The organism is Streptomyces sp. NPDC030183, assembly GCF_055573455.1.
The window spans coordinates 153665-178717 of the sequence record NZ_JBVIBK010000003.1 but is presented as its reverse complement, the minus strand read 5'-3'; the positions used below and the strand labels follow the sequence as shown (position 1 = coordinate 178717).

26 protein-coding genes are annotated in these 25053 nt (G+C 72.4%); 16 read left to right on the top strand and 10 right to left on the bottom strand.

Annotated features, from left to right (window positions below; genetic code table 11):
- Positions 1 to 76 precede the first annotated feature (76 nt).
- From ACZ4Z2_RS05525 to ACZ4Z2_RS05515, 3 genes are all read left to right on the top strand, one after another.
- Complete coding sequence (locus ACZ4Z2_RS05525; RefSeq protein ID WP_468072631.1) at positions 77 to 1015, top strand: PAC2 family protein; 939 nt, start codon at positions 77 to 79, stop codon at positions 1013 to 1015.
- Between the two features lie 117 nt (positions 1016 to 1132).
- On the top strand, positions 1133 to 1762 hold the full coding sequence (coaE, locus tag ACZ4Z2_RS05520) for a dephospho-CoA kinase (RefSeq protein WP_468072629.1): 630 nt from the start codon (positions 1133 to 1135) through the stop codon (positions 1760 to 1762).
- Positions 1763 to 1811: 49 nt separating this feature from the next.
- Complete coding sequence (locus tag ACZ4Z2_RS05515; RefSeq protein ID WP_055539514.1) at positions 1812 to 2192, top strand: tetratricopeptide repeat protein; 381 nt, start codon at positions 1812 to 1814, stop codon at positions 2190 to 2192.
- Between the two features lie 19 nt (positions 2193 to 2211).
- Here ACZ4Z2_RS05515 and ACZ4Z2_RS05510 read toward each other — a convergent pair whose 3' ends face one another.
- Entirely contained in the window at positions 2212 to 2478 is a 267-nt protein-coding gene (locus tag ACZ4Z2_RS05510; protein WP_468072627.1) for a DUF6343 family protein, read from the bottom strand.
- A gap of 214 nt (positions 2479 to 2692) precedes the next feature.
- Between ACZ4Z2_RS05510 and ACZ4Z2_RS05505 the strand changes: the two genes are divergently transcribed.
- The 3 genes from ACZ4Z2_RS05505 (at position 2693) to ACZ4Z2_RS05495 (ending at position 5093) form a co-directional block, all read left to right on the top strand.
- Positions 2693 to 3709, top strand: coding sequence for an acyltransferase domain-containing protein (locus tag ACZ4Z2_RS05505; RefSeq protein ID WP_468072888.1), 1017 nt, complete (start codon positions 2693 to 2695; stop codon positions 3707 to 3709).
- 53 nt (positions 3710 to 3762) lie between these two features.
- The gene (locus ACZ4Z2_RS05500) at positions 3763 to 4455 is read left to right on the top strand and encodes a class I SAM-dependent methyltransferase (protein WP_468072625.1); all 693 of its coding nucleotides are present in this window, start codon (positions 3763 to 3765) and stop codon (positions 4453 to 4455) included.
- 110 nt (positions 4456 to 4565) lie between these two features.
- Entirely contained in the window at positions 4566 to 5093 is a 528-nt protein-coding gene (locus tag ACZ4Z2_RS05495; protein WP_468072623.1) for a DoxX family protein, read from the top strand.
- Positions 5094 to 5146: 53 nt separating this feature from the next.
- Here the strand turns inward: ACZ4Z2_RS05495 and ACZ4Z2_RS05490 are convergent, their stop codons facing one another.
- The gene (locus tag ACZ4Z2_RS05490) at positions 5147 to 5653 is read right to left on the bottom strand and encodes an RNA-binding S4 domain-containing protein (RefSeq protein WP_468072621.1); all 507 of its coding nucleotides are present in this window, start codon (positions 5651 to 5653) and stop codon (positions 5147 to 5149) included.
- A gap of 60 nt (positions 5654 to 5713) precedes the next feature.
- Here ACZ4Z2_RS05490 and ACZ4Z2_RS05485 point away from each other — a divergent pair, with 60 nt between their 5' ends.
- On the top strand, positions 5714 to 6502 hold the full coding sequence (locus tag ACZ4Z2_RS05485) for a uracil-DNA glycosylase (protein ID WP_468072619.1): 789 nt from the start codon (positions 5714 to 5716) through the stop codon (positions 6500 to 6502).
- Between the two features lie 94 nt (positions 6503 to 6596).
- Complete coding sequence (gene pip / locus ACZ4Z2_RS05480; RefSeq protein ID WP_468072617.1) at positions 6597 to 7562, top strand: prolyl aminopeptidase; 966 nt, start codon at positions 6597 to 6599, stop codon at positions 7560 to 7562.
- A 49-nt stretch (positions 7563 to 7611) separates the two neighbouring features.
- Here the strand turns inward: pip and ACZ4Z2_RS05475 are convergent, their stop codons facing one another.
- Positions 7612 to 8376, bottom strand: a complete 765-nt coding sequence (locus ACZ4Z2_RS05475; RefSeq protein ID WP_468072615.1) for a GntR family transcriptional regulator — start codon at positions 8374 to 8376, stop codon at positions 7612 to 7614.
- Between the two features lie 162 nt (positions 8377 to 8538).
- Here ACZ4Z2_RS05475 and ACZ4Z2_RS05470 point away from each other — a divergent pair, with 162 nt between their 5' ends.
- Entirely contained in the window at positions 8539 to 10023 is a 1485-nt protein-coding gene (locus ACZ4Z2_RS05470; RefSeq protein ID WP_468072613.1) for an NCS1 family nucleobase:cation symporter-1, read from the top strand.
- A gap of 5 nt (positions 10024 to 10028) precedes the next feature.
- Entirely contained in the window at positions 10029 to 10757 is a 729-nt protein-coding gene (locus ACZ4Z2_RS05465; protein WP_468072611.1) for an aspartate/glutamate racemase family protein, read from the top strand.
- 41 nt (positions 10758 to 10798) lie between these two features.
- On the opposite strand, the gene ACZ4Z2_RS05460 is transcribed toward ACZ4Z2_RS05465, so the two are convergent.
- The gene (locus ACZ4Z2_RS05460; RefSeq protein WP_468072609.1) at positions 10799 to 11203 is read right to left on the bottom strand and encodes a RidA family protein; all 405 of its coding nucleotides are present in this window, start codon (positions 11201 to 11203) and stop codon (positions 10799 to 10801) included.
- A 288-nt stretch (positions 11204 to 11491) separates the two neighbouring features.
- Here ACZ4Z2_RS05460 and ACZ4Z2_RS05455 point away from each other — a divergent pair, with 288 nt between their 5' ends.
- The 4 genes from ACZ4Z2_RS05455 (at position 11492) to ACZ4Z2_RS05440 (ending at position 15792) form a co-directional block, all read left to right on the top strand.
- Positions 11492 to 11875 (top strand): hypothetical protein, encoded by a 384-nt coding sequence (locus ACZ4Z2_RS05455; protein ID WP_468072607.1) that lies wholly within the window; start codon positions 11492 to 11494, stop codon positions 11873 to 11875.
- 73 nt (positions 11876 to 11948) lie between these two features.
- Positions 11949 to 12680 carry a DUF7873 family protein gene (locus tag ACZ4Z2_RS05450; RefSeq protein ID WP_468072605.1) on the top strand — a complete coding sequence of 244 codons (732 nt, stop codon included), beginning with the start codon at positions 11949 to 11951 and terminating at the stop codon, positions 12678 to 12680.
- Positions 12681 to 13357: 677 nt separating this feature from the next.
- On the top strand, positions 13358 to 15277 hold the full coding sequence (locus ACZ4Z2_RS05445) for an FUSC family protein (protein WP_468072603.1): 1920 nt from the start codon (positions 13358 to 13360) through the stop codon (positions 15275 to 15277).
- A gap of 329 nt (positions 15278 to 15606) precedes the next feature.
- The gene (locus ACZ4Z2_RS05440) at positions 15607 to 15792 is read left to right on the top strand and encodes a hypothetical protein (RefSeq protein WP_468072601.1); all 186 of its coding nucleotides are present in this window, start codon (positions 15607 to 15609) and stop codon (positions 15790 to 15792) included.
- Between the two features lie 2 nt (positions 15793 to 15794).
- On the opposite strand, the gene ACZ4Z2_RS05435 is transcribed toward ACZ4Z2_RS05440, so the two are convergent.
- The 3 genes from ACZ4Z2_RS05435 to ACZ4Z2_RS05425 all read right to left on the bottom strand — a co-directional run bounded on the left by ACZ4Z2_RS05435 (position 15795) and on the right by ACZ4Z2_RS05425 (position 19242).
- Positions 15795 to 17753: an ABC transporter ATP-binding protein gene (locus tag ACZ4Z2_RS05435; protein ID WP_468072599.1), complete on the bottom strand. Its 1959-nt coding sequence runs from the start codon at positions 17751 to 17753 to the stop codon at positions 15795 to 15797.
- Between the two features lie 386 nt (positions 17754 to 18139).
- Positions 18140 to 18604, bottom strand: coding sequence for a hypothetical protein (locus ACZ4Z2_RS05430; protein WP_468072597.1), 465 nt, complete (start codon positions 18602 to 18604; stop codon positions 18140 to 18142).
- Positions 18595 to 19242, bottom strand: coding sequence for an ATP-binding protein (locus tag ACZ4Z2_RS05425; protein ID WP_468072595.1), 648 nt, complete (start codon positions 19240 to 19242; stop codon positions 18595 to 18597). The genes ACZ4Z2_RS05430 and ACZ4Z2_RS05425 overlap by 10 nt, the downstream gene beginning before the upstream one ends.
- Before the next feature lie 271 nt (positions 19243 to 19513).
- Here ACZ4Z2_RS05425 and ACZ4Z2_RS05420 point away from each other — a divergent pair, with 271 nt between their 5' ends.
- Both ACZ4Z2_RS05420 and ACZ4Z2_RS05415 read left to right on the top strand, forming a co-directional pair.
- Positions 19514 to 20374, top strand: a complete 861-nt coding sequence (locus ACZ4Z2_RS05420; protein WP_468072593.1) for a helix-turn-helix domain-containing protein — start codon at positions 19514 to 19516, stop codon at positions 20372 to 20374.
- Between the two features lie 9 nt (positions 20375 to 20383).
- The gene (locus tag ACZ4Z2_RS05415) at positions 20384 to 20662 is read left to right on the top strand and encodes a DUF397 domain-containing protein (protein ID WP_468072591.1); all 279 of its coding nucleotides are present in this window, start codon (positions 20384 to 20386) and stop codon (positions 20660 to 20662) included.
- A gap of 170 nt (positions 20663 to 20832) precedes the next feature.
- On the opposite strand, the gene ACZ4Z2_RS05410 is transcribed toward ACZ4Z2_RS05415, so the two are convergent.
- From ACZ4Z2_RS05410 to ACZ4Z2_RS05400, 3 genes are all read right to left on the bottom strand, one after another.
- Complete coding sequence (locus ACZ4Z2_RS05410; protein ID WP_468072589.1) at positions 20833 to 21573, bottom strand: protein-tyrosine phosphatase family protein; 741 nt, start codon at positions 21571 to 21573, stop codon at positions 20833 to 20835.
- A 150-nt stretch (positions 21574 to 21723) separates the two neighbouring features.
- Positions 21724 to 22623, bottom strand: a complete 900-nt coding sequence (locus ACZ4Z2_RS05405; protein WP_468072587.1) for a hypothetical protein — start codon at positions 22621 to 22623, stop codon at positions 21724 to 21726.
- Positions 22620 to 25025 (bottom strand): PEP/pyruvate-binding domain-containing protein, encoded by a 2406-nt coding sequence (locus ACZ4Z2_RS05400; protein WP_468072586.1) that lies wholly within the window; start codon positions 25023 to 25025, stop codon positions 22620 to 22622. Before ACZ4Z2_RS05400 ends, ACZ4Z2_RS05405 begins: the two co-directional genes overlap by 4 nt.
- Positions 25026 to 25053 lie beyond the last annotated feature (28 nt).

The window sequence follows — 25053 nt, the reverse complement described above, 5'->3', positions numbered from 1 at the left end:
ACTTCTCGATCGGGCCCGGGAATGCCGGGCCCGCGTACGGCGTTGGGACGTACGAACACGAGGAGGAGCGGTCACAGTGCTTGATCCGCAGGGTTTGTACGCATGGGAGCCGAAGGGCCTGGCAGTCGTCGACATGGCGCTGGCCCAGGAGTCGGCGGGACTTGTCATGCTCTACCACTTCGACGGGTACATCGACGCGGGCGAGACCGGCGACCAGATCGTCGACCGGCTCCTCGGCTCGCTTCCCCACCAGGTCGTCGCGCGCTTCGACCACGACCGGCTCGTGGACTACCGGGCGCGGCGCCCGCTGCTGACGTTCAAGCGCGACCGCTGGACCGACTACGAGGAGCCGAGCCTGGACGTGCGGCTCGTCCAGGACGCCACCGGAGCGCCGTTCCTGCTGCTGTCGGGTCCCGAGCCCGACGTGGAGTGGGAGCGCTTCGCGAAGGCCGTCCAGCAGATCGTGGAACGCCTCGGCGTCCGCCTCTCGGTGAACTTCCACGGCATCCCCATGGGAGTGCCCCACACCCGCCCCGTCGGCCTCACCCCGCACGGCAACCGCGCCGAGCTGGTCCCCGGACACCGCAGCCCCTTCGAGGAGGCCCAGGTCCCCGGCAGCGCCGAGGCGCTCGTGGAGTACCGCCTCATGGAGGCCGGCCACGACGTGCTGGGCGTCGCCGCGCACGTCCCGCACTACATCGCCCGCTCGCCCTACCCGGACGCCGCCCTGACCGTCCTGGAGGCCGTCACCTCCGCCACCGGCCTGGTCCTGCCGAGCGTCGCGCACGTCCTGCGCAACGAGGCGCACCGCACGCAGACGGAGATCGACCGGCAGATCCGCGAGGGCGACGACGAGCTGGTCGCCCTCGTGCAGGGCCTTGAGCACCAGTACGACGCCGCCGCGGGTGCCGAGACCCGGGGCAACATGCTCGCCGAGCCCGTCGACATCCCCTCGGCCGACGAGATCGGCCTCGAATTCGAGAAGTTCCTCGCGGAGCGGGAGGGCGAGGGCTGACACCTTCGGGGGCGCGCCCCTCGTACTCCCCCTCTCCACCAGCGGTGGGAGGCCCGCGCGGACCGGGCCTCCCACCGCCCCGTGCGGGGCTTTCGCCCACCCCCTAAGCTGCCGGGCATGCTGAAAGTGGGCCTGACCGGCGGTATCGGCGCCGGCAAGAGCGAGGTGTCCCGGCTGCTCGTGGAGCACGGGGCCGTGCTGATCGACGCGGACCGCATCGCCCGAGAGGTCGTCGCGCCCGGCACACCCGGGCTCGCGGCGGTCGTGGACGCCTTCGGGGAGGACGTGCTCGCGCCGGACGGCAGTCTGGACCGCCCCAAGCTGGGCTCCCTGGTGTTCACCGACCCGGACAGGCTCGCCACGCTCAACGCGATCGTGCACCCCCTCGTCGGCGCCCGCTCCCGGGAACTGGAGAACGCCGCCGCACCGGACGCGGTCGTCGTCCACGACGTCCCTCTCCTCACCGAGAACGGCCTCGCCCCGCTGTACGACCTGGTGATCGTCGTGGACGCGCCCCCCGGGACCCAGCTCGACCGCCTCGTCCGGCTGCGCGGCATGACCGAGGAGGACGCCCGCGCGCGGATGGCCGCGCAGGCCACACGGGAGCAGCGGCTGGAGATCGCCGACATCGTCATCGACAACGACGTCCCCCTGGAGGACCTGCGGCGACGCGTCCGGGACGTCTGGGCCGACCTGGAGCGCAGGGCACACCAGCCCCGGGCGGGGTCCGAACACGCACAGGAATAGCGCGCCCCCGGGGGGCGTTGAACCGTCCCAGCAAGGGAAGGACTCAGCCGTGCCCGAGACCAGCGGTTCCACCGGACGTACCCCGGAGACGCACGTCATCGACTTCCGCGCGGCCGAGCGGCTCCTCACCGCGAACGACCCGCAGGGCGCGGTCAAGCTGCTCGACCGGGTCATCGCCGAACACCCCGAGAACACGGCGGCCCGTCTGCTGCGCGCCCGTGCCTTCTTCGCCGCCGCGCAACTACGGCCGGCCGAACTGGAGTTCACGATCGTCCTGGAGCGCGAGCCGGACAACGCCTACGCGCACTACGCGCTCGCCCGCACCTACCAGCGGCAGGCCCGCCCCGACCAGGCCAAACGCCACTTCCGGCTGGCCGCGGCGCTCGACCCGAACCCGCAGTACCTGGAAGCGGCGCGGTTCGACTCCTGACGGCCGCCGACACCCCGACCTAGGGGTGGCGCGGGTCCGGCGGCTGGTACGGCGGGATGTCACGGCCCGGCTGGTAATGCGCGCCCTGGCGCATATGGCGCACGATCACCGCGACGTCGACGGCGGCGATCAGGAGCACCGCGCCGCACAGGGCCGCCCAGCCGGGGCGGCCGACGAGTGCGAAGGCCACGGTCCCGATGACCGCCCAGATCACACCCCACACGCTCAGCCAGAGCCGCATCCTCAGCGGGCTGCGCGCCGTCCTCGGTTCACTGCCGGTACGCATCGGGACCACCGTTCCTCACCGCGCCGGGCCACTGCTCCTCACCGCGCCGGGCCACCGTTCCTCACCGCGCCGGGCCACTGCTCCTCACCGCGTCGGGCCACCGCTCCCGCTCGCTTCCAGCGCGTCCCTTTGTCTGGTTCGTCCTACTCGGAAACGTACTCTTCGGCCCGTGCGTTCTCCAGAAGACGGTGTGGAGTGACGGGGGAGGCCGATGGTGCTGTGGGACGCGTTGCGGGCGGACGAGAGGCTCGCCGAGTGGCTGAAGGAGCTGGAGGAGGACGACGAGGAGGAGGCGCCGGCCGCGCCTCAGGTCCGGCTGCCGGACGCCGAGGAGCTCCCCGATGTCCTGCTGGACCTGGCCGTGCCGTACGAGGACGTCAACGACCTGGTCGCGCTGCGCCGGACGCTGGCGGAGGACGAGCAGGCGACCGCCCTTCTCGGACGGTGCGTACGGGGCCTCGTACGGGACATGGGCAGGATCGGCAAAGGGCTGAGACTGCGGCCGTTCCCCCTGGAGTCCGGTCCGCTGGGCCGCTACTTCCCCGTGTACGTCCTCGTCGCCGCCCTGCCGTACGTGCGCGCGTACCACCGTGAGCGCGGCATCCCCGAGGACATCTCCCGGCGCACCCTCGCCGACCTGGGCCGCGGTCTCGTGCTGCACCGCCGGAGGTACGGGGTGGGCGGGCTCGTGGCGCCCGGCTGGTTCGCGCTGCACTTCCACGGGGAGCTGTTCCAGCTCGGGCGGCTGCAGTTCCAGCGGGCACGGCTGGGTGGCCGGGAGGGTGTCGCGCTCGCGGCGGCCGGCCTGCCGCTGCGGCCGGGGGAACACTGTCTCGACCTGCACATACCCGACTACGCGGGTCCGCTGACGCCGGAGGCGTGCGACCGGTCGCTCGCGCTCGCCGCGGAGTTCTTCCCGAGGCACTTCCCGACGGAGCCGTACACGGCGGCCTGCTGCCACTCGTGGCTGCTCGATCCCCAGCTGAAGCGGTATCTTCCGGCGGACTCCAACATCGTCCGCTTCCAGGAACGGTTCCACATCACCTGCGGGAACAGCGAACCGGAGGACGAACTGCCCCTGCGCTTCGTGTTCGGCGACCCGGACCTGCCGGTGGAGACCCTGCCGCGCCGCACACGTCTCGAACGGGCGGTCGGTGACCACCTGCGGGCCGGGGGCCACTGGTACAGCGGGCACGGCTGGTTCGGGTTCACTCCATCGAGTGGTGAATGAATCGAGTGGTGGAGGAGGGGAACGGCCCGTGCCCGCCCGGCCGTTGGACGGGTATGGGCATGCGGAGGCGTGAGGGATTTCAGGGGACGGGACCGGGTGCGATCACCCCGGACGGCTGCGCGGTCGAGGTGTACTCGCGCCTGCCGGTGGGGGACGAGCCGGAGGTGATCGCCGCCGCGGCACCTGAGGGCGCCCGCATTCTCGAACTGGGCAGCGGTGTGGGGCGGATGACCCACCCGCTGATCGAACGGGGTTTCACGGTCACGGCGGTGGACGAGTCGGCGGAGATGCTGGAGCGGGTGCGCGGGGCGCGGACGATATGCAGCCCCATCGAGGAACTGGATCTGGGCGAGAAGTTCGACGTGGTGCTGCTCGCGTCGTTCCTCGTCCACACCGGGGACCCCGAGCAGCGGCGCGGGCTGCTCGCCACCTGTCTGCGGCACGTCGCGGACGACGGCATCGTGCTGATCCAGCGCGAGGGGGAGGACTACCACACGAATGTGCCCCGGGAGCGCGTCGACCCCCGTGGCTTCACGGTCCGTATCGCGTCGAACGAGCCGATCGGGGAGGGGGTCCGCTCGGTGCACGCGGAGTACCACTTCCCGGACGGCGAGTGGACCCAGACGTTCCGGGTGCGGCCGATGACGAAGGACCAGTTCGAGGAGGCACTGCGGGAGTCGGGGCTGAAGGTGGACGCGTATCTGACCGAGGACCGGACATGGGTGCGGGCGGTGCCGGTGGGGTGAGGGCGGGCGACGGTTGGGCGCGGAAGTCCGGCGGGGACCGATGAGTTCCGGGGAGTGGGCCGGTCTGTCTCTGTGACAAGCACGTCGCACCGCTTCCCACAGGAGACCTCATGTCCGACACCACCGCTCCCGCCGCCCGAGCCGCCACCGTCACCACGCTCCCGGCCTCCGCTTCCCGGGACGGCGCCGAGGCCACGGCCTCCGCTCACGGTTCCGGTTCCGGCTCCGTTTCCCCTGCGAAAGGCAGGGCGCGCAGCCGACGTGCGCGGATCTCGCTGGGCGCGCTGCAGATCGTGCTCGCGCTGTTCTTCGCCGGCGCGAGCGCGCTGCCCAAGCTGATCGCGCACCCGTCGGCCGCCGAGTCCTTCGAGACGCTCGGCTGGGGCAGCCCGGGGATGTACACCATCGGCGCGCTCGAACTGGCGGGTGCCATCGGGCTGGTCATCCCCGCCCTGGCCTCGGTCGCGGGGGTGTCGCTGAGCGCGCTGATGGTGGGGGCGTTCATCACGCAGCTCGCCGTCTTCGACGGGGAGTACGCGGCGACCCCGCTGATCCTGATGGTTCCGCTGCTCGTCATCGCCTGGACGCGACGGGAGGACACCGCCGGGCTGACGCGGCTGCTGCGGCGGACGGCGTGATCGCCGAGGCAGGTCACGGCGAGGCGAGGCCCGGCGGGTCGCCCGGTCGGTCGTTACTCTTCGCGGCGGGCGCGGGCGGCGTTCGCGGAGTCGGTGAGGCCGCGGAGACGTTCGAGTTCCCGGCGGTCGCGCTTGGTGGGGCGACCGGCTCCCCGGTCGCGGATCCCGGCGGGGGCGATCGCCTCACGAGGCGGGGGCGGCGGAGAGTTGTCGACGTAGCACTCGGCGGCGACGGGCGCGCCGACCCGCTTACGGATCAGACGCTTGACCACGACGATCCGCTCATGTCCGCCGGCCTGGCGGAGCCGCACCTCGTCGCCGACGCGCACGGCGTACGCCGGCTTGACCCGTTCGCCGTTGACGCGGACGTGTCCGCCACGGCAGGCCGTCGCCCCCATGGAGCGGGTCTTGACCAGGCGGACGGACCAGATCCAGCTGTCGATGCGGACGGTCTCGCCGTTCGTGGGCCGCGCGGCCTCGGCGGCGGCCGCCGCGGCACCGGGTTCCCGGCGCGTGGTGACCGGGCCGTCCGTCCGCTCGCCCGTACCTTCAGAAGCCATGCGTCGACCTTAGCTCCCGGTGCGGGCGGGGGACGAGATCACCGGCCGTACCGTGGAGACATGCGCAGCGGCGACAGCGATGGCGAGGGCTACGGCGACGATCTGCACGAGGACTGCCGGCACGGGGACGGCACGGGCGCCGGGGTCGGTGGTGGGAGTGGTCTGGACGCGCTCGACGCCCGCATCACCGGGTGCCGCGCCTGTCCTCGGCTGGTCGCGTGGCGGGAGGAGGTCGCGCGGACCAAGCGGGCGGCCTTCGCCGACCAGGAGTACTGGGGCCGGCCGGTGCCCGGTTTCGGGCCGCCCGACGCGGCGCTGCTGATCGTCGGGCTCGCCCCCGCCGCGCACGGGGCGAACCGCACCGGGCGGATGTTCACCGGCGACCGCTCGGGCGACGTGCTGTACGCGGCGCTGCACGACGTGGGCCTCGCCTCACACGGCACCGCGGTCGGCGTCGACGACGGCCTGGAACTCCACGGTGTACGGATCACCTCACCGGTGCACTGCGCGCCGCCCGCCAACAAGCCGACCCCCGAGGAACGCGACACCTGCCGCCCATGGCTGGTCAGTGAGCTGGAGCTGCTGCGGCCGTCGCTGCGGGCGGTGCTCGTTCTCGGTGCCTTCGGCTGGCAGGCCGCGCTGCCCGCGCTCGCGGAGGCCGGCTGGCGGATACCCCGGCCGCGACCGGTCTTCGGCCATGGCACCCGTGTGCCGCTCGACGGGCTGGACCTCTTCGGCTGCTTCCATGTCAGCCAGCGCAACACGTTCACCGGCCGGCTGACCCCGGACATGCTCCGGGACGTCCTGCGCACGGCGGCCGGAGCGGCCGGGCTGAGCGTCACCTCGTAGGGGCGTGAGCGGCCCACGGGGTTTGACCGGGCCCCGCTCCGGGGCGCCGGAAAAGCGGCTGCCAATGCTGTCGTACGCCGTCTAGGGTCGCGCAATGCCTCTCTATCCCGAGATCGAACCGTACGACCACGGCATGCTCGACGTCGGTGACGGCAACCGCCTCTACTGGGAGGTCTGCGGGAACCCGCGGGGCAAACCCGCGCTGGTGCTGCACGGCGGGCCCGGATCCCATGCCGGCCCCTGGTTCCGGCGACTGTTCGACCCCGTCGCATACCGGATCGTGCTGCTGGACCAGCGCGGCTGTGGGCGGTCCACACCGCCGGCGAGCGCGTACGAGACGGACATGAGGGTCAACACGACGTCTCATCTCCTCGCCGATCTGGAGCGGTTGCGGCAGCACCTCGGGATCGGGCGCTGGTTGGTGTGGGGTGTGTCGTGGGGGTCGGTGCTCGGGCTGCGCTATGCGCAGACGCATTCGGGTGTGGTGTCGGAGCTGGTGCTGACGGGGGTCGCCTCGGGTTCCGACGCCGAGGTCGCCCTGCTGACCCGGGGGCTCGGACGGTTCTTCCCGGAGGCGTTCGAGCGGTTCCTGGCGGAGGTGCCCGAGGGTGAGCGGCAGGGCAACCTCGCCGCCGCGTACAACCGGCTGCTGGAGTCGCCCGACGCGGAGGTGCGGGCGCGGGCGGCGCGGGCCTGGACCGACTGGGAGACCGCGATCGCGGCGGAGCCGCCCCGCTCCGTACCGCGCTACGAGGACCCCGTGTTCCGCTACGGCTTCGCCCGCACCGTCACCCACTACTGGGGCAACGGCCACTTCCTCGGCCGGCGCGGCGGAGACGACGGTGTGGTGCTGCGCGATGCCGGGCTGCTCAAGGGCGTCCCCGGCACCCTCGTGCAGGGCAGCCTCGACCCCGGCAACCTCCTCGGCATCGTCTGGCGCCTCCACCATGCCTGGCCGGGCAGCGAGTTGGTTCACGTGGACGACGTGGGCCACGACGCGGGCGCGCCGGACATGACACAGGCGCTGGTGGAGGCGACGGACAAGTACGCCAAGGGGTGAGACGACGACGTCGAAGGGGCGGAGGGGGAGGGGCCCGCGACCCGTTTCCCTAGCCCTGGCCCCTGCGCTCCGCGGCTGCCGAGTCGCCGTCGCCTCCGCCCGTCTGCCCGCGGTCGCCCTCGCCGCCGTCCCCCGTCTCGTCCTCGTCGAAGAGGTGTCGGACGGTGGAGCGGTAGTTGGTCCGGACGTGGGCGAGGGCGTGGGTTCGGGCGCGGTCCGGGTCGCCGGAGGCGATCGCCTCGTACAACTCGCGGTGCTCGGTCAGCAGTTGCGGCCACTCCGTGTTCCGGCGGGTGAGCCAGCGCAGACGGCCGTCGACCGGCTCCATGACGGAGATGAGCAGGCTGTTGCCGGCCATGGCGAGCACACGGTCGTGGAAGCGCGTGTTGATGTCGGTGATCGCCTCGGCGTCACCGGCGCTGGTCGCGGCCGCCGCCCGGTCGAGCAGGGCCGACAGCTCCGCCAGGCTCTCCGGGGTGGCGCGGGTGGCGGCGAGCCCGGCGGCGTACACCTCCAACGCCTCCCGCAGTTCGAAGAGTTCCGCGACGTCCGCCCGGGTGAGACGGCGGACCACCGTGCGGCGCGGGGTCTCGAAGAGGACGAAGCCCTCGGCGACCAGCGCGCGGATCGCCTCGCGGACCGGGACCCGTGAGACCCGGAAACGATCGGCCAGCTCGCGCTCGACCAGCCGGTCGCCCGGGCGGAGCCGGCCCGCGATGATGTCCTGCCGCAGGGTCCCCAGAACGCGCTCGCGGACCGCGCCGAGAGGACCGAGGGGTTCGATCTTCGCTCCTTCAGGAGCCAGGGAGCTCATGGGGCCATCCTCGCCGACGCCGGTGGTCTTTTACGCGTCGTTAACCACAGCGACATCGGTCCGAACGGTTGACGGGAGGACCATGACCGCAGTTTGGTATACCAAAACTCCCACGCGCGGCCCGCTCCCTCCCCGTCTCCTCCTCTCGCTCCCGGAGGCCCCGTGTCCCTCGCCGACCCGGCCGAAGCAACCGGCACCCCCGCGTTCGTGCCCGACCCCCGACTGACCAACGAAGATCTCGCCCCCACCGGCAAGCGCACCTGGAAGGTCTTCGACCTCTTCGCCCTGTGGATGTCCGACGTCCACAACCTCGGCAACTACACCTTCGCCGCCGGACTGTTCGTCCTCGGCATGAACGTCTGGCAGGTCTTCACGTCGCTGCTCGTCGGCTTCGTGATCGTCTACATCGGCATGAACTGGATGGGGAGGATCGGCCAGCGCCACGGTGTGCCGTTCCCCGTCGTCAGCCGCATCAGCTTCGGTGTCTGGGGCGCCAACATCCCGGCCGTCATCCGGGCCGTGATCGCCATCATGTGGTACGGCATCCAGACCTACCTGGCGTCGGTCGCCGTCAACATCATGCTGTTGGCCGCCTGGCCCGGCCTGGAGTCCTGGACCCACAGTTCCTTCCTCGGACTGCACCAGCTCGGCTGGGTCACCTTCGTCGCCCTCTGGCTCATCCAGGCCGTGATCATCAGCCAGGGCATGGAGTCCGTGCGGAAGTTCCAGGACTTCTGCGGCCCCGCGATCTGGCTGGTCATGATCGCGCTCGCGGTGTGGGTCCTCGCCAAGGCCGGCTGGACCATCTCCCTCACCTCGACCCCGCACCCGGTCTCCGTCGGTGAGCAGTGGCGGCAGTGGTTCGGCGCGATCGGACTGGTCCTCGCCACCTACGGCACCCTGATGCTCAACTTCTGCGACTTCTCGCGCTTCGCCCCCGACTACCGGACCGTCAAACGCGGCAACTTCTGGGGACTGCCGATCAACTCCACCGCCTTCGTGGTGGTGTCGGTCATCGTCACCGCCGGCTCCATCGAGGTGTTCGGCAAGGCGATCACCGACCCCGCGTACCTCGTCGCGGAGATCGGCAACACCTGGATCCTGGTGCTGGGCGCCCTGACCTTCGCCGTCGCCACCATGGGCGTCAACATCGTCGCGAACTTCGTCTCCCCGGCGTACGACCTCGCCAACGTCTGGCCGCAGAAGATCAGCTTCAAGGTCGGCGGCATGATCAGCACGGTCGCGGCCCTGGTCGTGACCCCGTGGAACCTGTTCTCCAACCCGACCGTCGTCAACTACTTCCTCGGCGGCCTCGGTGCGTTCCTCGGCCCGCTGTTCGGTGTGATCATGCTCGACTACTTCTGGATCAAGCGGGGACGCGTCGACGTCGACGAACTGTTCAACGCGCGGCCCGGCTCCCGCTACTACTACCGCAAGGGCGTCAACCCCAAGGCCCTGTGGGCGTTCCTCCCCGCGGCCGCCGTCTCCGCCGTCCTCGCGCTGGTGAAGGACTTCGGCGCGGTCGCCCCGTACTCGTGGTTCATCGGAACGGCGCTGGCCGCCGGGCTGTACGCGGTGCTGTGCCGCGACGAGCGTGCCGCGCAGGGGGCCGCCGAGGCCGGGCCGACCGTCGCCGTGGAGGTCTGAGAAACGTGCGGATCGTCGTCACCAACTGCAACACCACGCAGGAGATGACCGAGGAGATCGTGCGAGGTGCCCGGGCCGCCGCAGGCCCGGGCACCACCGTGACCGGGCTGACCCCGGCGTGGGGGCCCGAGTCCGCGGAGGGCTGGCTCGACAGCTATCTGTCGGCGGCGGCCGTGCTCGACACCCTGCGGACGTACGACGAGCCGTACGACGCCGTGGTCATGGCCGGGTTCGGTGAACACGGGCGGGAAGGGGCGCGGGAACTGCTGGACGTCCCCGTCGTCGACATCACCGAGGCCGCCGCGCACCTCGCGTGTCTGCTGGGGCGGCGCTACGGGGTGGTCACCACGCTGGAACGGTCGTGCGGGCAGATCGAGGACAGCCTGGAGACGGCCGGGGTGGCGCGGAACTGCGCGGGGGTGGTCGGGACCGGGCTGGGCGTCCTCGACCTGGACGACACCGACCGCACGGTACGGGCCTTCGTCAGCGCGGCGCGGCGGGTCCGGGAGGCCGGCGCGGAGGTGCTGGTGCTGGGGTGCGCCGGGATGACCGGGTTGCAGCGGGTGGTGGGGGAGAAGGTGGGGGTTCCCGTGGTGGACGGAGTGGGGGCGGCCGTGAAGCTGGCGGAGGCGTTGGTGGGGCTGGGGCTGGAGACCAGCCGGGCGGGGGCGTATGCGAAGCCGCTGCGGAAGCGGCGGGCGTGGGGGAGGGGGCGGGGAGGCGCGGTGCAATGAGGTGATGGGCGGCCTGCCGTGCCGTCGCCTCCCCGCGCCCGTTACGGCTCCGGTACCACCGCGGTCGCCGTGATCTCCACCAACTGGCCCGGGTAGCCGAGGCAGGCCACGCCGAGGAGGGTCGACGAGTGAGGGCCGGTGCTGAGCCCGGATGCCTCGACGACGTCCCAGACCGAGGAGAGGACCTGGGGCTCGCTGCTCACCACGTAGACGTCGGTCGCGATGACATGGGCGAAGTCGCTGCCCACCGCGCGCAGTTGCTCCCCGAGATTCGCCAGCACCCGCTCGGCCTGCCGTACGGGGTCACCTTCGCCGACCAGCTTCCCGTCGGCATCCAGGGGAACGGAGCCGGCGAGGAACGCGAGCCGCGTCCCGGCCTCGACGACGGAGGCGTGCGAGTAGACCGGCGGCGGGAAGAGGCCGGGGACGGTGACGCGCTTGATCATGAAAGGCTCCGGTGCGTTGGTCGGGAGTGCTGGGGCAACCTGTCGATGATGCGAAGTACGGGACGCGAACGCATCTGGAATTCCCGGCCGTTGACCGTGCCGTGCCCCCTTCCCGGCCTGCCGCCGAGTGCCGGACCCCTGTCGATAATCGCTCGACATCCCGACGTCCGGCACCCCATGCTCCGTCCATGTGTGTACGCATGCGCGCGAAGCCCTTGGGACGCTTCACGGCGGCCGACTCGTAGCGGGCCCGAGCCGGAGATTCCGGCGAGCCCCAGGAGGTCAGCCATGTCACGCACCGTGCACCACATCCGCAGCCGGCACCGGAGGATCCCGGCATACTGGGCGGCCGGGCTGCCGGGCCCGTGGACCGCGCACACCCTCACCGGGCTCCGCTACAGCGGGGCCGAACTGAGGCGTGCGCGCCGGGAGGGACGCCGCCCCCGGCCGACCCGCGTCGTTCGTACGTTCACGTCCTACCGGTACGCCCGGGCCGTGAACCAAGACTTCTGGAACCCCTACGAATCCCAGGCCCGGGCCGCCCTGCGCGCCTTCCGCACCACGGCCCGCACACACCTGCGCGCAGCCCCGCCCGGCGGCCTCGTCGCCGCGGCCGAAGCCCTCGACCATCCCCCGACCCGGCACCGCCACCGCAACCTGTGGGAAGCGTGAGGCAGGAGAGACGGTAGCCCCGGGGAGGAATATCCCTTCGAAGAAGCCCGTGCCCGGCTGCTACCTTCCAGGCGTGGCGAAACTCAATCAGATCATCGCAGTCGAGAAGGGCGTCAAGTCCAAGTCCCAGCAGGACCTGACGGCCGCTCATCACGGGCTGCAGAAGCCTGCCCTGCTGGCCGGCATCGCGCGTACGTATCAGCCGAAGGACGAGGAGGGTGAGCAGTTGCCGCCCGAGTCGACCCGGGTGCAGGTGCGGGCGGAGGACGTGCTGCGGGAGACGGCCGCGATCCTCACGCGGCTGTTCGATGTGACCGCCACGAAGGACTGGGCCAACTGCACGGCGAGGGCGGACGTGACGGTCGACGGGCGGGTGCTCGTCGCCGACGTGCCGGTGGCCTATCTGCTCTTCCTGGAGAAGCAACTCGGCGAGATCAACGCGCTCGTGCGGAAGCTGCCCGTGCTCGACGCCTCCGAGGCGTGGGTGCAGGACCCCTCGACCGACGCCTGGAAGACCGAGCCCGTGCGGACGGTGCGGACCAAGAAGGTTCCCCGCAACCATGTGAAGGCCGAGGCGACCGACAAGCACCCCGCGCAGGTCGAGGTGTACTACGAGGACATACCGGTCGGCTACTGGACCACCGTGAAGTTCTCCGGCGCCCTCCCCGCCCGCCGGGTCCGGGAGATCCTCGACCGGGTCGAGAAGGTGCAGCAGGCCGTGAAGTTCGCGAGGGAGGAAGCGAACGGCGTGGACGTCGTCGACCAGCGGGTCGGTGACGCGGTGTTCGGCTACCTGTTCGGGTAGCCTCACAGACTCCCCGCCCGATGTTTCGGGCGGGGTGCGCGAGGAGCGCAAGCTGAAGCTGAGGCTTGTCGTGAAGGAGCGGTCCGTACCCGCCAAAGATCTCAGGGACGGGCCGTGCTCAATCTCAGACTATTGCTCCAGACTCAGTATTCGCCGCCGATCGCCGCAACGACCGGACCCAGGCCCCGGGACGTCGAAATGCCGGTTCAAGTCCGGCCCGCACAGCTCGATGTGCGGTGGTCCAAAGGCAGGACGCGACGACATGACGACTGACCTGGGTTCTCCACCGTCGCGGCGTGCCGTATGGGCGGCATCTCAGGGCCCGGGGGCCGGCTACGCCCTCGGGCCCGCTTCTGTCTCCGGGCCGTGGGAGTACTGCCCCGGGCCATAGGAGTGCTGTTCCGGGTCATGGGAGTGCTGCTCGGGGCCATAGGAGTGCTGTTCCAGGTCATAGGAGTTCTGGTGCGGACCATGTGAGTTCCGGCACAATCCTGTGCGCTCCCGCGGTAATTGCGTTCATAAAGAACGTGGCCTTTCCAAGTATCGTCACATCGCGGTAATACGAGCGTTCCACAAACTCCTGATCCGGGACCTACCGTGGACATCACGGCCCCCACCCGCGCCCCGGCCACCGTCGCCCGAAGGCACACCTCCGCCTCCCCGACGACAGGAGCCCCGTGTCCCGCCCCGCACACCGCACCGCCCTGCCCCCCTGGCTCGCTCATGCTCTGCGTGCGCAAAGGGGGCCGGTGCCCTGGAACGCGGTGGTGCGCGGAGCACTGGCCGCAGGGCCGCTGCTCACCGTCGCCCTGCTCACCGGACACCCCTCCGTCGGGGTGGTCGCCGCGCTCGGCGCCATGCTCGCCGGGATCAACGACCGGCCCGGCAGCCGCCGGGTCTCGGTGCAGCGGCTCGGCGTGCCCGCGCTCGCCGGTGCCGCGGGACTGCTGGTCGGGACGTACGCCGGCCAGTACGCCGGGGCGGTGGTCCTCACGCTCCTGCTCACCGCGCTCGGGTTGCTCGCCGGCGGTATGAGCGCCGTCGGGCCCGTCGCCTCCGGTGCCGGTACCCAACTGCTCGTCGCCGCCGCCATCGGGGCCGGGATGCCCCTGCCGGAGACGGGGTGGCAGCGGGCGCTCGCCTATCTCGCCGGGGCCGGATGGCTGCTCGCCCTGCGCCTCGCCCTGCCCACCCCCGGGGCGCTGACCGGCGGCGACTACCGGTTCGACGGGGAACGCGACGCCGTCGCCGCCGTGTACGACGCGATCGCCGCGCTGCTCGACGCCGTCGGCACACCCGACGCGACCGCCCGCCGGGCCGCGCTCACCGCCGCTCTCGACCACGCCCAGGACGCGCTCGCCGGGCCCCGGCTGCGGCGGTACGCCAGCTCGTCGACCGAACGGCGGCTGCACGCCCAGTACGCGGCCGCCCTGCCGCTCGCCGAGGCGGCCACCGCGCTGGCCTGGGCCGGGGACGACGTCGTCGGCCGCGCCTCGGAAGGACCCCGGCGCCTCGCCGAGGCCGTGCGCGGCAACACCGCCACCGGGCCGCTGCCCGCGCCCTCCCGCTGCGCGCCCGCGCTGCGCGCCCTCGACGACGCGCTGCTGCACGCCGCCGAGACCTTCGACCGGGGCGACGCACGCACCCTCCATGCCCGGCCCCGTACCGTCGGATCGCTCCTCGGCCTGGCGCTCGGGGCCGGTGGCCGCGAGTACGGGCTCCGCGTCGCCCTCTCCTTCGGCGCCGGCGCGGCCGTGGCCCAGGCGCTGCACCACGAGCACTGGTACTGGCTCCCCGCGACCGCCGTGTTCCTGGTCAAGCCCGACCTCGGGCCGCTCGTGTCCCGGGTGCTGTGCCGGGCGGCCGGGACCGTACTGGGCGCCGTGCTCTTCGCCGGCTTCGCCGCCGTACTGCCCCGGCCGGAGGGCCTCGTCGCGCTGGTCGCGGTCAGCGGCGCCCTCATCCCCGTCGCCACCCGGCACTTCGCCGCCCAGACCGCCGTCGTCACCGTGCTCGTCCTCGCCCTCGTCATGGTCGGCGGCGAGCCCCAGGCGTCCTGGAGCCGGATCGGCGAGACCCTGCTGGCGTGCGCCATCGTCCTGATGGTCGGCCATCTGCCGATACCGAAGGGGCAGCGCGGCGGCGCCGTACGCGCCCGGCTCGGCGAAGCGGCCACGGCCGCCCACGCCTACCTCGCCCACGTACTGGAGTCCGACGACCGCGCCGCCCGCTGGACCCTGCGCCGCGAGGCATACCGCACCCTCGCCGGCGCCCGCACCGCGATCGCCCTCGCCGGGGCCGAACACCCCACCCTGGCCCGGCACAGCGAGGGCGCCGACGAGATCGCCGCCGTCCTCGAACAGCTCGTCGACACCACCACCGCCTGCGCGGTCCACCTGGACGACACCGGACGGCTCGGCCGCCACCACACCGAGCAGCTCACCGCCCTCCTCGTCCAGCTCGCCCGCGCTCAGCGACACACCGGTATCAGCCTCCCGGACGCGCCCTACGCGCCCGACGCGACCGACGCGCTGAACGGGCCGGGGTCCGGCGGGCCGGCGGTGCGAAGGGGCGTGGGACCGGGGCTCACGGCGTAAGCAAGGGCTCATCACGCCCAACAGCCCGGCCCGCGCGAGCTTGCGCGCGAATGCTCCCCGTCAGGCCGCATGAGGTGGGCCTTCTCCGGTACCCGACGTACGCCGTTGACCATGGGTGAGCCGCTGTCCACGCACGGTGAGAGGAGCTGCTGTCACGACGCGTACGAGAGGTGGCACGTAATGTCACCGGAACGTGTGGTTTCTGCGAGGTATCTCACGCTCCGGCATTGACCCCGTGTCAACTACGTCTCAGTAGCGTCACTGGAAGAGCCGTTCAGGCCATGGTTGGCGTTTAACTCTACGAGTACAGCGCTACATGGAGGTGCAGGGTGAACGTGCGAACGGTGCTGGGGCGCTTTCCCGCCGGTGGGCCGCGCGGCTCGTGGCCGGCCGAGGAGTTGGCGCACGCCGCCCGCCTGGAGGGGCAGCAGGCGGAAGTCGTGATGGACATAGCGACGGACATGTTCCTGGTCATCGTGCGCGGCGCCGACACCGCCGCGGCCGCCCCCGCCTGAGTTCACCCCGCCTTCGGGGCGGGCACCTTCCCCACCGGTACCTCGACCGCGAACTGCTCCGCCTGGAGCGCGTACAGCTCCGCGTACACCCCGCCCTTGGCCAGCAGCTCCTGCGGGGTGCCGGACTCCACGAGACGGCCCTGGTCGAGGACGTGCACCAGGTCGGCGTGGCGTACGGACGCCAGCCGGTGCGTGATGAGCACGACGGTCTGCCCGGTCCCGGCCAGGGCGCGGATCTTCTCGAAGACCTCCAGCTCGGCGCGCGCGTCCAGGGCGGCGGTCGGCTCGTCCACGATGAGGATGCGCCCCCGCCGGTACGCGGCCCGCGCGATCCCGAGGCGCTGCCACTGGCCGCCGGACAGCTCGTGCCCGCCACTGAATCCGCGCGCCAGCAGGGTGTCGAGGCCGCGCGGCAGGTCGTCCACCACGTCCTGCGCCCCGGCCTCGGCGACCGACGAGGCGAGCCGTTCCTCGGTGAGCGGCGCGGACGGGCGGCCGATCGCCATGTTGACGCGGGCGGTGAAGGGCCACCGCTTGAAGTCCTGCGCGACCATCGCGATGCGCTCGGCGAGCTGGTGCCGGTCGGCTGCCGCCGCGTCCACGTCGTCCCACATGATCGTGCCCCGGTCGGGGGTGTACAGCCCCGCCAGCAGCTTGACCAGCGTCGTCTTGCCCGAGCCGTTCTCCCCGACGAGCGCCACGATCTTGCCCAGCGGCACGTTCAGCGTCACATCGTCCAGCGCGGGCCGGGTGGCCTTCCCCGGGTAGGTGAAGGTCACGTTCCGCACGCGGATCTCGCGCGGGTCCTCTGGCAGCGGGACACCGCCCACCGGGATCGCGCGCTTGGCGGCCTCGACGTACAGGCGCTCCATGTCACCGACGAAGAGCGCCTCCTCGTGCAGGGAGTTCACCTCCAGGACGAGCGTGTCGAGGCTGGCGGAGCCCGTGCGGATCGCGATGACCGCCGTACCGGCCACGGACAGCGCCATGGCCCCGGCGAGGAGCAGCCCGCCCAGCGTCGCGTACGTCGCCACGGTGGCGAGGCCGGTCCAGACGGCCGCGTACAGCCCCGTGCGGGCCGCGAGCCGGGCCAGGCGGGCCTGCTCGGCCTCCGCGGTCTCCGACATGGAGCGGAAGTGACGCAGCAGGAACGGGCCCACTCCGTGCACCCGGATCTCCGGGGCGGCCTCCGGCTCGATCAGCAGGGAGCCGATCAGATAACCCGCGCGCGCGTGCTGCACCCAGGCGTGGAACGACGCGTAGCGGCGGCGGGCGATCGTCAGCGCGCTCCACGCGCTCGGCAGCGTCATCGTGACGAGCAGCGGCAGCAGGGCCGGGTGCAGCACCGTCAGCACACCGGCCGCGGCGATCAGGGAGATCAGCGCGTTCACCACGTGCGCGGAGTAACTGATCATGCGGCGGGCCGACTGGGCGCCGTACTTGGCGGTGTCGAGGAGTTTGTGGAAGCCGTCGTCCTCGATCGCGGACAGCTCCACGGCAGCCGCCCGCTCCAGGTACAGCTCGGTCGCGACCCGCTCCACCTTGGGTTCCAGACGGCCCGTGGCGTACGTCGAGGCGGCCCGCAGCAGGGTGGCCACCAGGGTCACGGCGGCGATGGTGATCAGTGCGGGAACGGCTCCCCGCAACCGCTCCTCGACCGTGCCGTCGGTCATCAGCCGGGCGAGGACGGCGTTCATCGCGAGCAGGCTCACCGCCTGGGCGAGGCCGCGGCCCGTCTCGGCGGCCAGCACGGTCCGGGCGGCCCGCCGGTCCGCCTGCCAGGCCAGCCGGAAACTGGACGCCAGCAGGGACGGCAGCCGGCGCACCATCCCCCGGAAGTTCAGCTCCAGGAAGGCGTCCGCGTGCTGCGACCAGCCCATGTCGTAGCGCAGCGGCCCTCCGAACAGCAGCTGCTCCGACTCCGACGTCTCCGGCTTCGCCCTGTCCCGCGCCTTCCGCACCCGCGCCCTCCCCCGAGTCGTCGCCGAGGGCCACTATGGCCCCCCGCCCCGCCCCGGACCAGGGCGCACGGGAGCGACACCTCACCCTGCCGGAGCACACCGGGCGCTCGGGCGCGGAAGGACGCGCGCCGCGACACACCCCGGAGCCGCCCCCGGGAGGGCCGCGGGGCCTTCAAGGGGCGCGGGGAACGGCGCGATCAGCCACTCGGTCACCCGCACCCGACCATGAGACAGCACGTCCCCACCCGGAAGGCGGACTCAGCGCACAACACGCGCGGCCCGGCAGAAGGCGAACCGTCGGCCTTCAAGCCGTCATCGTCCGCCGCGGCCTTCAAACCGTCATCGTCCGCCGCGGCCTTCACGCCGTCATCGCCGCGCCGTGGTCCTCAGGCGGTCATCGTCCGCGACCACGCCGGCGTCGTCCCCGTCACCCGGCACACCGCCAGGTACAGCGGTATCGGCGGCGTATAGGGAATCGTCCCCTCCGGCCGGTGGATGAGCGCGGCCGAACCGTCGGAGACCAACGCTCCGGTGGTGTACCGCGCCGGCTCCGGCCACTCCAGCGCGTAGTCGGAGTCGGCCGGAACGAGCCACCACCAGTGGTCCCGGTCGGCGTAGACACAGCCCACACGGGGCAACCGGGGCAGGACCAGCGGGCCGATGCCCGCCGGGACCGCGACCGCGTCGCAGCCCATGGGGGTGGTCATGCCCTCGGGCAGAGGGATGGGACGAGGCGTCGCGGCGGGCCGCTGGGCGCGGCGCAGGCGGGTCAGGGTGTCGAGGCTCACCACGCGGGCCACTCTGCCCCCACCGATGCCACCGGTGGGGCCGATCGACGCGCTCACACCCATTCGGCCCCCGTCCTGCCCCGTTCGGGCATCGCACGGGGCTCGATCCGTGCCCCGCCGCGGTGGAAGGCGTCCGCCTCGCCGCCGCGATCGTCGTTCGGTGGTTTCTTCGCGCCCCAGCCCAGGTCGGACCGGGCGGCGCCGCCCCCGTCCAGTACGCCACGGGGCACGTCGGCCCAGACCAGGAGCCCCATGCCGGCGGGCTGGGCGCCCCAGGAGCGGCAGAGGGACTCTATGAGCAGCAGCCCCCGGCCGTGTTCCTCCTCCGGCCGCTGCGGTGAGGGATGCGGCTCACCGGGGGCGCAGCCCTCGTCGCGTACCGCTATCCGCACCAGGTCGTCGCCGTCCTGGAGCTCGCAGACGATCTGGGCGCTCGCGGTGTGCACGATCGCGTTGGTCACCAGCTCGGACACGACGAGGGCCGCCGTGTCGCAGGTGTCCTCGCAGAGGGACCAGCCGTTGAGCTGGGTACGCGTCACGCGCCGGGCTTGTGCCACGGCACCCGGGTGCGCTGCCAGCTCGAATCGAAACCGGCGGTCGGCGGTGGTCTCGGGGCGCGCCCCGGCGGCCGGACCGGGACCGAGGCGGTCACCGGCGGCGTCTGTTCCTAACGGCGCAGGGGGCGGAATCACGCTTGCCACTATCGCCGCGCCATGAACACTTGGCAAGTGTCACTCTGAAAATTGCAGAGTGCCGTATGACTCTCTGAACGGTCATGGCACACTGCACGCAACAGCACGTGTAGCGGCGCCAGTTGGAAATCCCTCGCACAACGTTCACATGTACGCACAGTGTCCGTATGTATGCGGAAACGCATGTGAGCCGCGGACTTCCGTATGGCGCCGCCGGGCTGTGGGGACCAGGTGTACGGGGTTCGTGTCGGGGCTTTTCACGGTCGGATGGAGTTGCGAGATGAGCGAGCCGCGGTCCGCGCCGACGGTCGGCCAGGTGGTGCTCGGCCGGCGTCTGCTGGATCTGCGGGAGCGCGCGGGCATCCGGCGGGAGGACGCCGCGCGCATCCTGCACGTCGCGCCGGCCACGGTCCGCCGGATGGAGACCGCCGAGGTCGCCCTCAAGATCCCCTACCTCCAGCTCCTGCTGAAGGCGTACGGCGTCGGTGACGAGGAGGCCGAGACCTTCGTCCGGCTCGCGGAGGAGGCCAACAAACCCGGCTGGTGGCAGAGGTTCCACGACATCCTGCCGAACTGGTTCTCCATGTACGTCAGCCTGGAGGGCGCGGCAGCCCTCATCCGCAGCTACGACCCGCACTTCGTCCCCGGGCTGCTGCAGACCGAGGACTACGCCCGCTCGGTGATGGTCTCGGGCGCCATCGGCCAGACCAGACCCGACGACATCGAACGGCATGTCGCGCTGCGCATGCAGAGACAGGAACTGCTCACCCGCGCGGACGCGCCGCGGCTCTGGTTCGTCATGGACGAGACCGCCCTGCGCCGTCCCGTCGGCGGCCCCGACGTCATGCGCGCCCAGTTCGACAGACTGCTGGAGGTCGCGGAGCTGCCCCGGGTGACCGTGCAGGTCACCACCTTCGACACAGGACCGCACCCCGGTACGTACGGGCCGTTCGTCCTGTTCCGTTTCGCCATGCCCGAACTCCCGGACATGGTCTACAGCGAGTACCTGACCGGCGCCGTCTACCTGGACGACCGCTCCGAGGTGGCGACCCACCTCGAGGTCATGGACCGCATGGCGGCCCAGGCCGCCACGGCACAACGCACGAAGGAGATCCTCCGGGATCTCCGCAAGGAGCTCTGAAGACACCGAATGGATCGCATCAAGCCGCAGTCGCGCACCCACGCGCGGTCGCACATCCGCGTCTACAACGGGATGCCCGCCCGGGAGCTGGGCAGCGAAGGCTGGCACAAGCCCTGGAGCGGCGGCAACGGCGGGAACTGCCTGGAGGCGATGAAGCTCGCCGACGGCCGTATCGCCGTACGGCAGTCCACCGACCCCGACGGGCCGGCCCTCATCTACACGCCCGACGAGATGAACGCCTTCATCCAGGGCGCCAAGGCGGGGGTGGCCGACTTCCTGCTCTCCTGACTTGTCGCGCACTGCCTGTTGTTCAGCCGTTCCCCTATGTTGACCCTGAATTGATCATTGTTTGCCGCGGGTCCCTGTGCTCGCCCACGGCCCCCGTGTGCCGGTGATGGCACGCGTCAACCGCGCCTTGACGCAGGGCCGCGGGTGGGGCGCGGCGGCGGGCGCGTGGGCTACAGGTACGACCAGATGCGGCGCGGCGCGTCCACGAGGCGGCTGAGGGTGACCACCGACAGCGGCGGCTTCTCGGTCGCCCGCTCCTCCTCCAGGTTCAGCCCGTAGTAGATCTGCTCGATCGACGGCGGCCCGACCGACAGGTTGCGCCACACGGCGGCCCCCGCGTCCGCCTGGCCGGTGCGCACGAGGTACGCCGCCGCCATCGTCCCCGTACGGCCGACGCCGGCGCCGCAGTGCACGAACACCGGTCCGGAGCTCTGGGTCACGGTGTCGAGCAGCCGCTGCACCTGCTCCGGGCTGGGCGTCTGCCCGTCCCGCATCGGCACTCGCACGACGTCCAGACCGGCCTCGCGCGGCTTGGCGAGCTGTGCGGCGGACAGGTGCTCGGCGCGCAGGTCGACGACCGTGGCGAAGCCGAGGTCGGAGAGCGCCCGGTAGCCGGCGGGGGAGGGGGCCGCCCCTCGCCACAGCTTGCCCGCGGTGCCGACCGGCTGGAAGTTGTGGATGCCCTGCACCGCCCGGGTGCCGGCAGGTGGGGCGGTCGACTCGCGCGCGACGTACGACGCGGCCAGGATCCCGAGCGTGCCGGCGGCCCACAGGGCGAAGTAGCCGAGCAGGATGCCGACGATGATGTGGGCGACCCGGCGGCGCAGCGAGCGGGGGCGGGTGCCGGGGCGAACAGGAGCGGGGGACGGCGAACCGGGACGTACGGAGGACGGCGCGAGGCTGACAGACATGGGCGACCCGAGGGGTGGGGGTGGAGGGCGCGGAAAAAGGGCCTCCGGTGGAGGACCCATTCGAAGCGTAACCCGGCACTATCGGGTGATCTGTCCTGATGTGCGCAAACTCACCAAATTCATGTATTTTGCAACGATCTTGTGTCGCGCTCATCCCTCGTCCGTGTCGCCGATGCCGACCACCGTGAGACTGGCGCGGTCCACCTCGCTGTCCTCCAGGCAGCCGCGCAGCCGCAGACGGTCGTGGTCGGTGAGGGCGGGCCGGACGATGCCCGCGAACAGGCCGTCGCCCAGCTCGCCGAGCGTGGTCCGGCGCAGCGGCACCGAGGTCGAGTTACGGCACCGCTCCCACGCCTGTGTCGCCGCCATGGCCTGCCGCTCGGTGGTCACGGGCACCCCTCGCATGTCGACCCTGACCAGCACCGATGTCGCCTCGGACCCGTTCCGCTCCTGCTTCCTGGTCTGGGTGAGGTCCGCGAGCCCCACGACGAGCGACGCCAAGAGCGCCGCGCCGACGACCCCCACCGTGATCAGCCGGGCCGCCCTGCCCCGGCGGCCCGCACCCAGCGGCGGCTCGTCCTCCAGATCGGTCTCCGGCGCCGGATCGGGCGCGGCCAGTACGGACAGCTGCCCGGCCAGGCGCCGGTCGGCGGCCGGCCGGGCCGTCGCCGACGCGATCCGCTGCACCAGCCAGGCGATCCCGGACAGCACCACTCCGGTCACCATGAGGACCGGCACGAAGACATACGTTCGGTTCGCCGGGTCCTCCAGCCAACGGAACCGGTCCCCCCGCTCGCCCTGCTCCCGCGTCTGCGTCTGCCGGAGCCGCGCCAGCACGTCCTGCTGCCGCCGGTCGCTCTCCCGGATCCGCTCCTCGATCCGCGCCAGCCGCCCCCACAGCACGATCCCCAGCAGCAGCACCCCGACGATCAGCAGCACCACTCCGCAGAGGATGGCCCGCTGCCACTGCCATCGATAGAGGTAGACCACGAAGTACCCGGCCGCCCCGACCGCCGCGGCACCCGCGAAGAGATAGGCCAGCCGCTTCATCGTGGCTCCTCCGGCCGTACGTCGCCGAAGGTGCCGTCGACCGTCAGCCGGGTGCCCGGCGGGAAACGGCGTACCGCGTCGTCGGCACCGACCACCGTCGGCACCCCGACCTCCCGGGCGAGCACGGCCAGATGGGACAGCGGGCTGCCCGTCTGCGCGACCAGCCCCGCGAGGCGCGGCAGCAGTGGCGCGAACGCCGGGTCGAGGGTGCGGACCACGAGCACCGCGTCGTCGGGCCCCGCCCCCTCGCCGTCCCACGCGGTGCCGACGGCCCGCCCCGCGGACACACCCCGGCCGCCGCCCGGCTCTCCGTCCCGGCGGCCCTCGCGCCCGTCGCCCGGATGCCGGACGGTCCGCTCGGCGACGACCACACCGCTGTCCGTCAGCCGGAACGCGTCCGGGAGCGGGGCGGACCCCGGCCGCGGCAGCCGCTCCCCGAGATCGCGGGGCAACGGGCCGCCCTCCAGCGCGGTCATGAACTCCTTCCACCGCAGCAGCCCCACACGCCGTGGCCCGCCCGGCACACCACGCACGCTCAGCCGGTGAGCCGCCTCCCGCACCAGCCGCACCTGCAACTCCTGCACCCACCGGATGCGCAGACGGAGGGCCTCACGGGGCGGGAGCGCGCCGACGGAGGCGGAGGGCGGGGGGATCGCGCGGCTGTCGAGGGCGCGGTCGGGACGGGCGCCCGGGGAGGAGGGGCCCTCGCCGTTCGACGAGGAGTCCTGTCGTGGCCGGGGTGCGCCCTCGGTCCTCGGCAACCGCGGGGGCTCCCACAGGCTGGGCGGAGTCAGGGCCAGCAGAACGGGTTCGGCGGCGATCAGCCGGTCGTCCGGCAGGCCCCGGGCCCACGGCTCGGTGAGGGCGGCGAGTGCGGCGCTCGCGGCCGTGACACGGGGTGCCGGAAGGAGAGCGCCCGCCAACGCCTCCTGGGCGTGCAGGGACACCAGGGCGGCGCGCGTCCAGCGCAGCGACGACACCAACGCCGCGGCCCGCAGCAGCGAGGGCGCCGGGATCTCCGCGAGCCGCCGGTCCACGTCCGCCACCAGGTCCGTCGCCAGTCCCGGCAACGTCGACGCCAGCCGGCCCACCCGCCAGGCCGCACCGAGCCGCCGGGCGCCCGTGGCGGGGTTCAGCAACGCGAGCAGGCGGTGCCTCGGCGGGACGGCGCCCAGCAGCCGCAGATCGGCCGCCGCCCGACCGCCGACCGTCGTCACCACCGGCAGGGTCCGCAGCAGCCGCCGGGACGCGGTGCCGCCGAGGTCCAGCGCGGCGGCCAGCCCGCGCGCCATGGGCGCCAGCCACAGGTCCTCCTCCAGCGGCTCCAGCCGGCCCGGCAGGGTCTCGGCCACCGGCCCCGGGCCGAGCAGCCGGGCCCCACGGGGTGGACGCGCCGCCATCGCCGTGATCGGGCGGCTCTGGAACAGCCACAGCCGTCCGTCGTCGTCGAACCCGAACTCGATGTCCTGCGGCCCCCCGAAAACCCGGGCGGCCCGCCGCGCCAGCCGCGCGAGCCGACGCAGCTCGGAGGGGGTGAGGAGGGGGATGGGGTCGGGGGGCGGGGCCGGACGGGCGGTGGGGGTGGGTGTTCCAGGAGGCGGTGCTGGATGGACGGCCGGGGCAGGTGATCCGGGGGGCGGCGGGGCCTCGGTGCGCGGCGGTGTCCCTGACGGTCGGGCTGTCTCTGGTGGTGGGGGCGGCGGTGGCGGCGCCTCCGTGCGCAGCAGGCGTCCCCTTCGGGTCAGCCAGTAGTTGGTCCCCGGCTGTTCACCGCTGACCAGCGTGTCCGGTCCGCCGCGTACCGCGCTGACCAGTATGCGGTCGGTCCGCCCCGCCACGGGATCCGCTCCGAACAGCACGCCTCCCACCCGGGCCCTGAGCATCGGCTGGACGAGCACCGCCATGGGCACGTCGGTACCGTCCGCCGGCCGCGCCGAGTCCCGCACGGTCCGTACCGCCGCCCGGAACTCCTCCCACCCCCGCACATCGAGCACCGAGTCGAACCGGCCCGCCAAGGACGACTCCTCCGTGTCCTCCTGCGGCGAGGAGGACCGCACGACGAGAGGGCGCGTACCGCGCCGGGACAGCTCGGCCCAGGCGTGCGCGACGCTGCCAGAGGCGCCGGTGTCCTCCTGGGCGGGGTGGGGGCCGTGCCGGTCGGACGGCCCCGGGGGCATGTCGCAGCCGGGCGGGAGCACGAATCCGGGCAGCACCGGGAGCCCCGCGCGAGCCGCTCGTGCGAGGTGGGCCGCCTTGGAACCGGTGAGCGGTCGCAGCGAGGCCGTCGCCTGGGTCAGGGACACGACGCGCGAGCCGGATGCGGATGTGCCGTCACTCCGGACCGGTCGCCCGCCGCGCGCACCTTGTCCGTGTTCTCCGTGACGTTCGTCGAGCGTCGTCATCAACACCCTCCAGGACCTGCCGTCAACA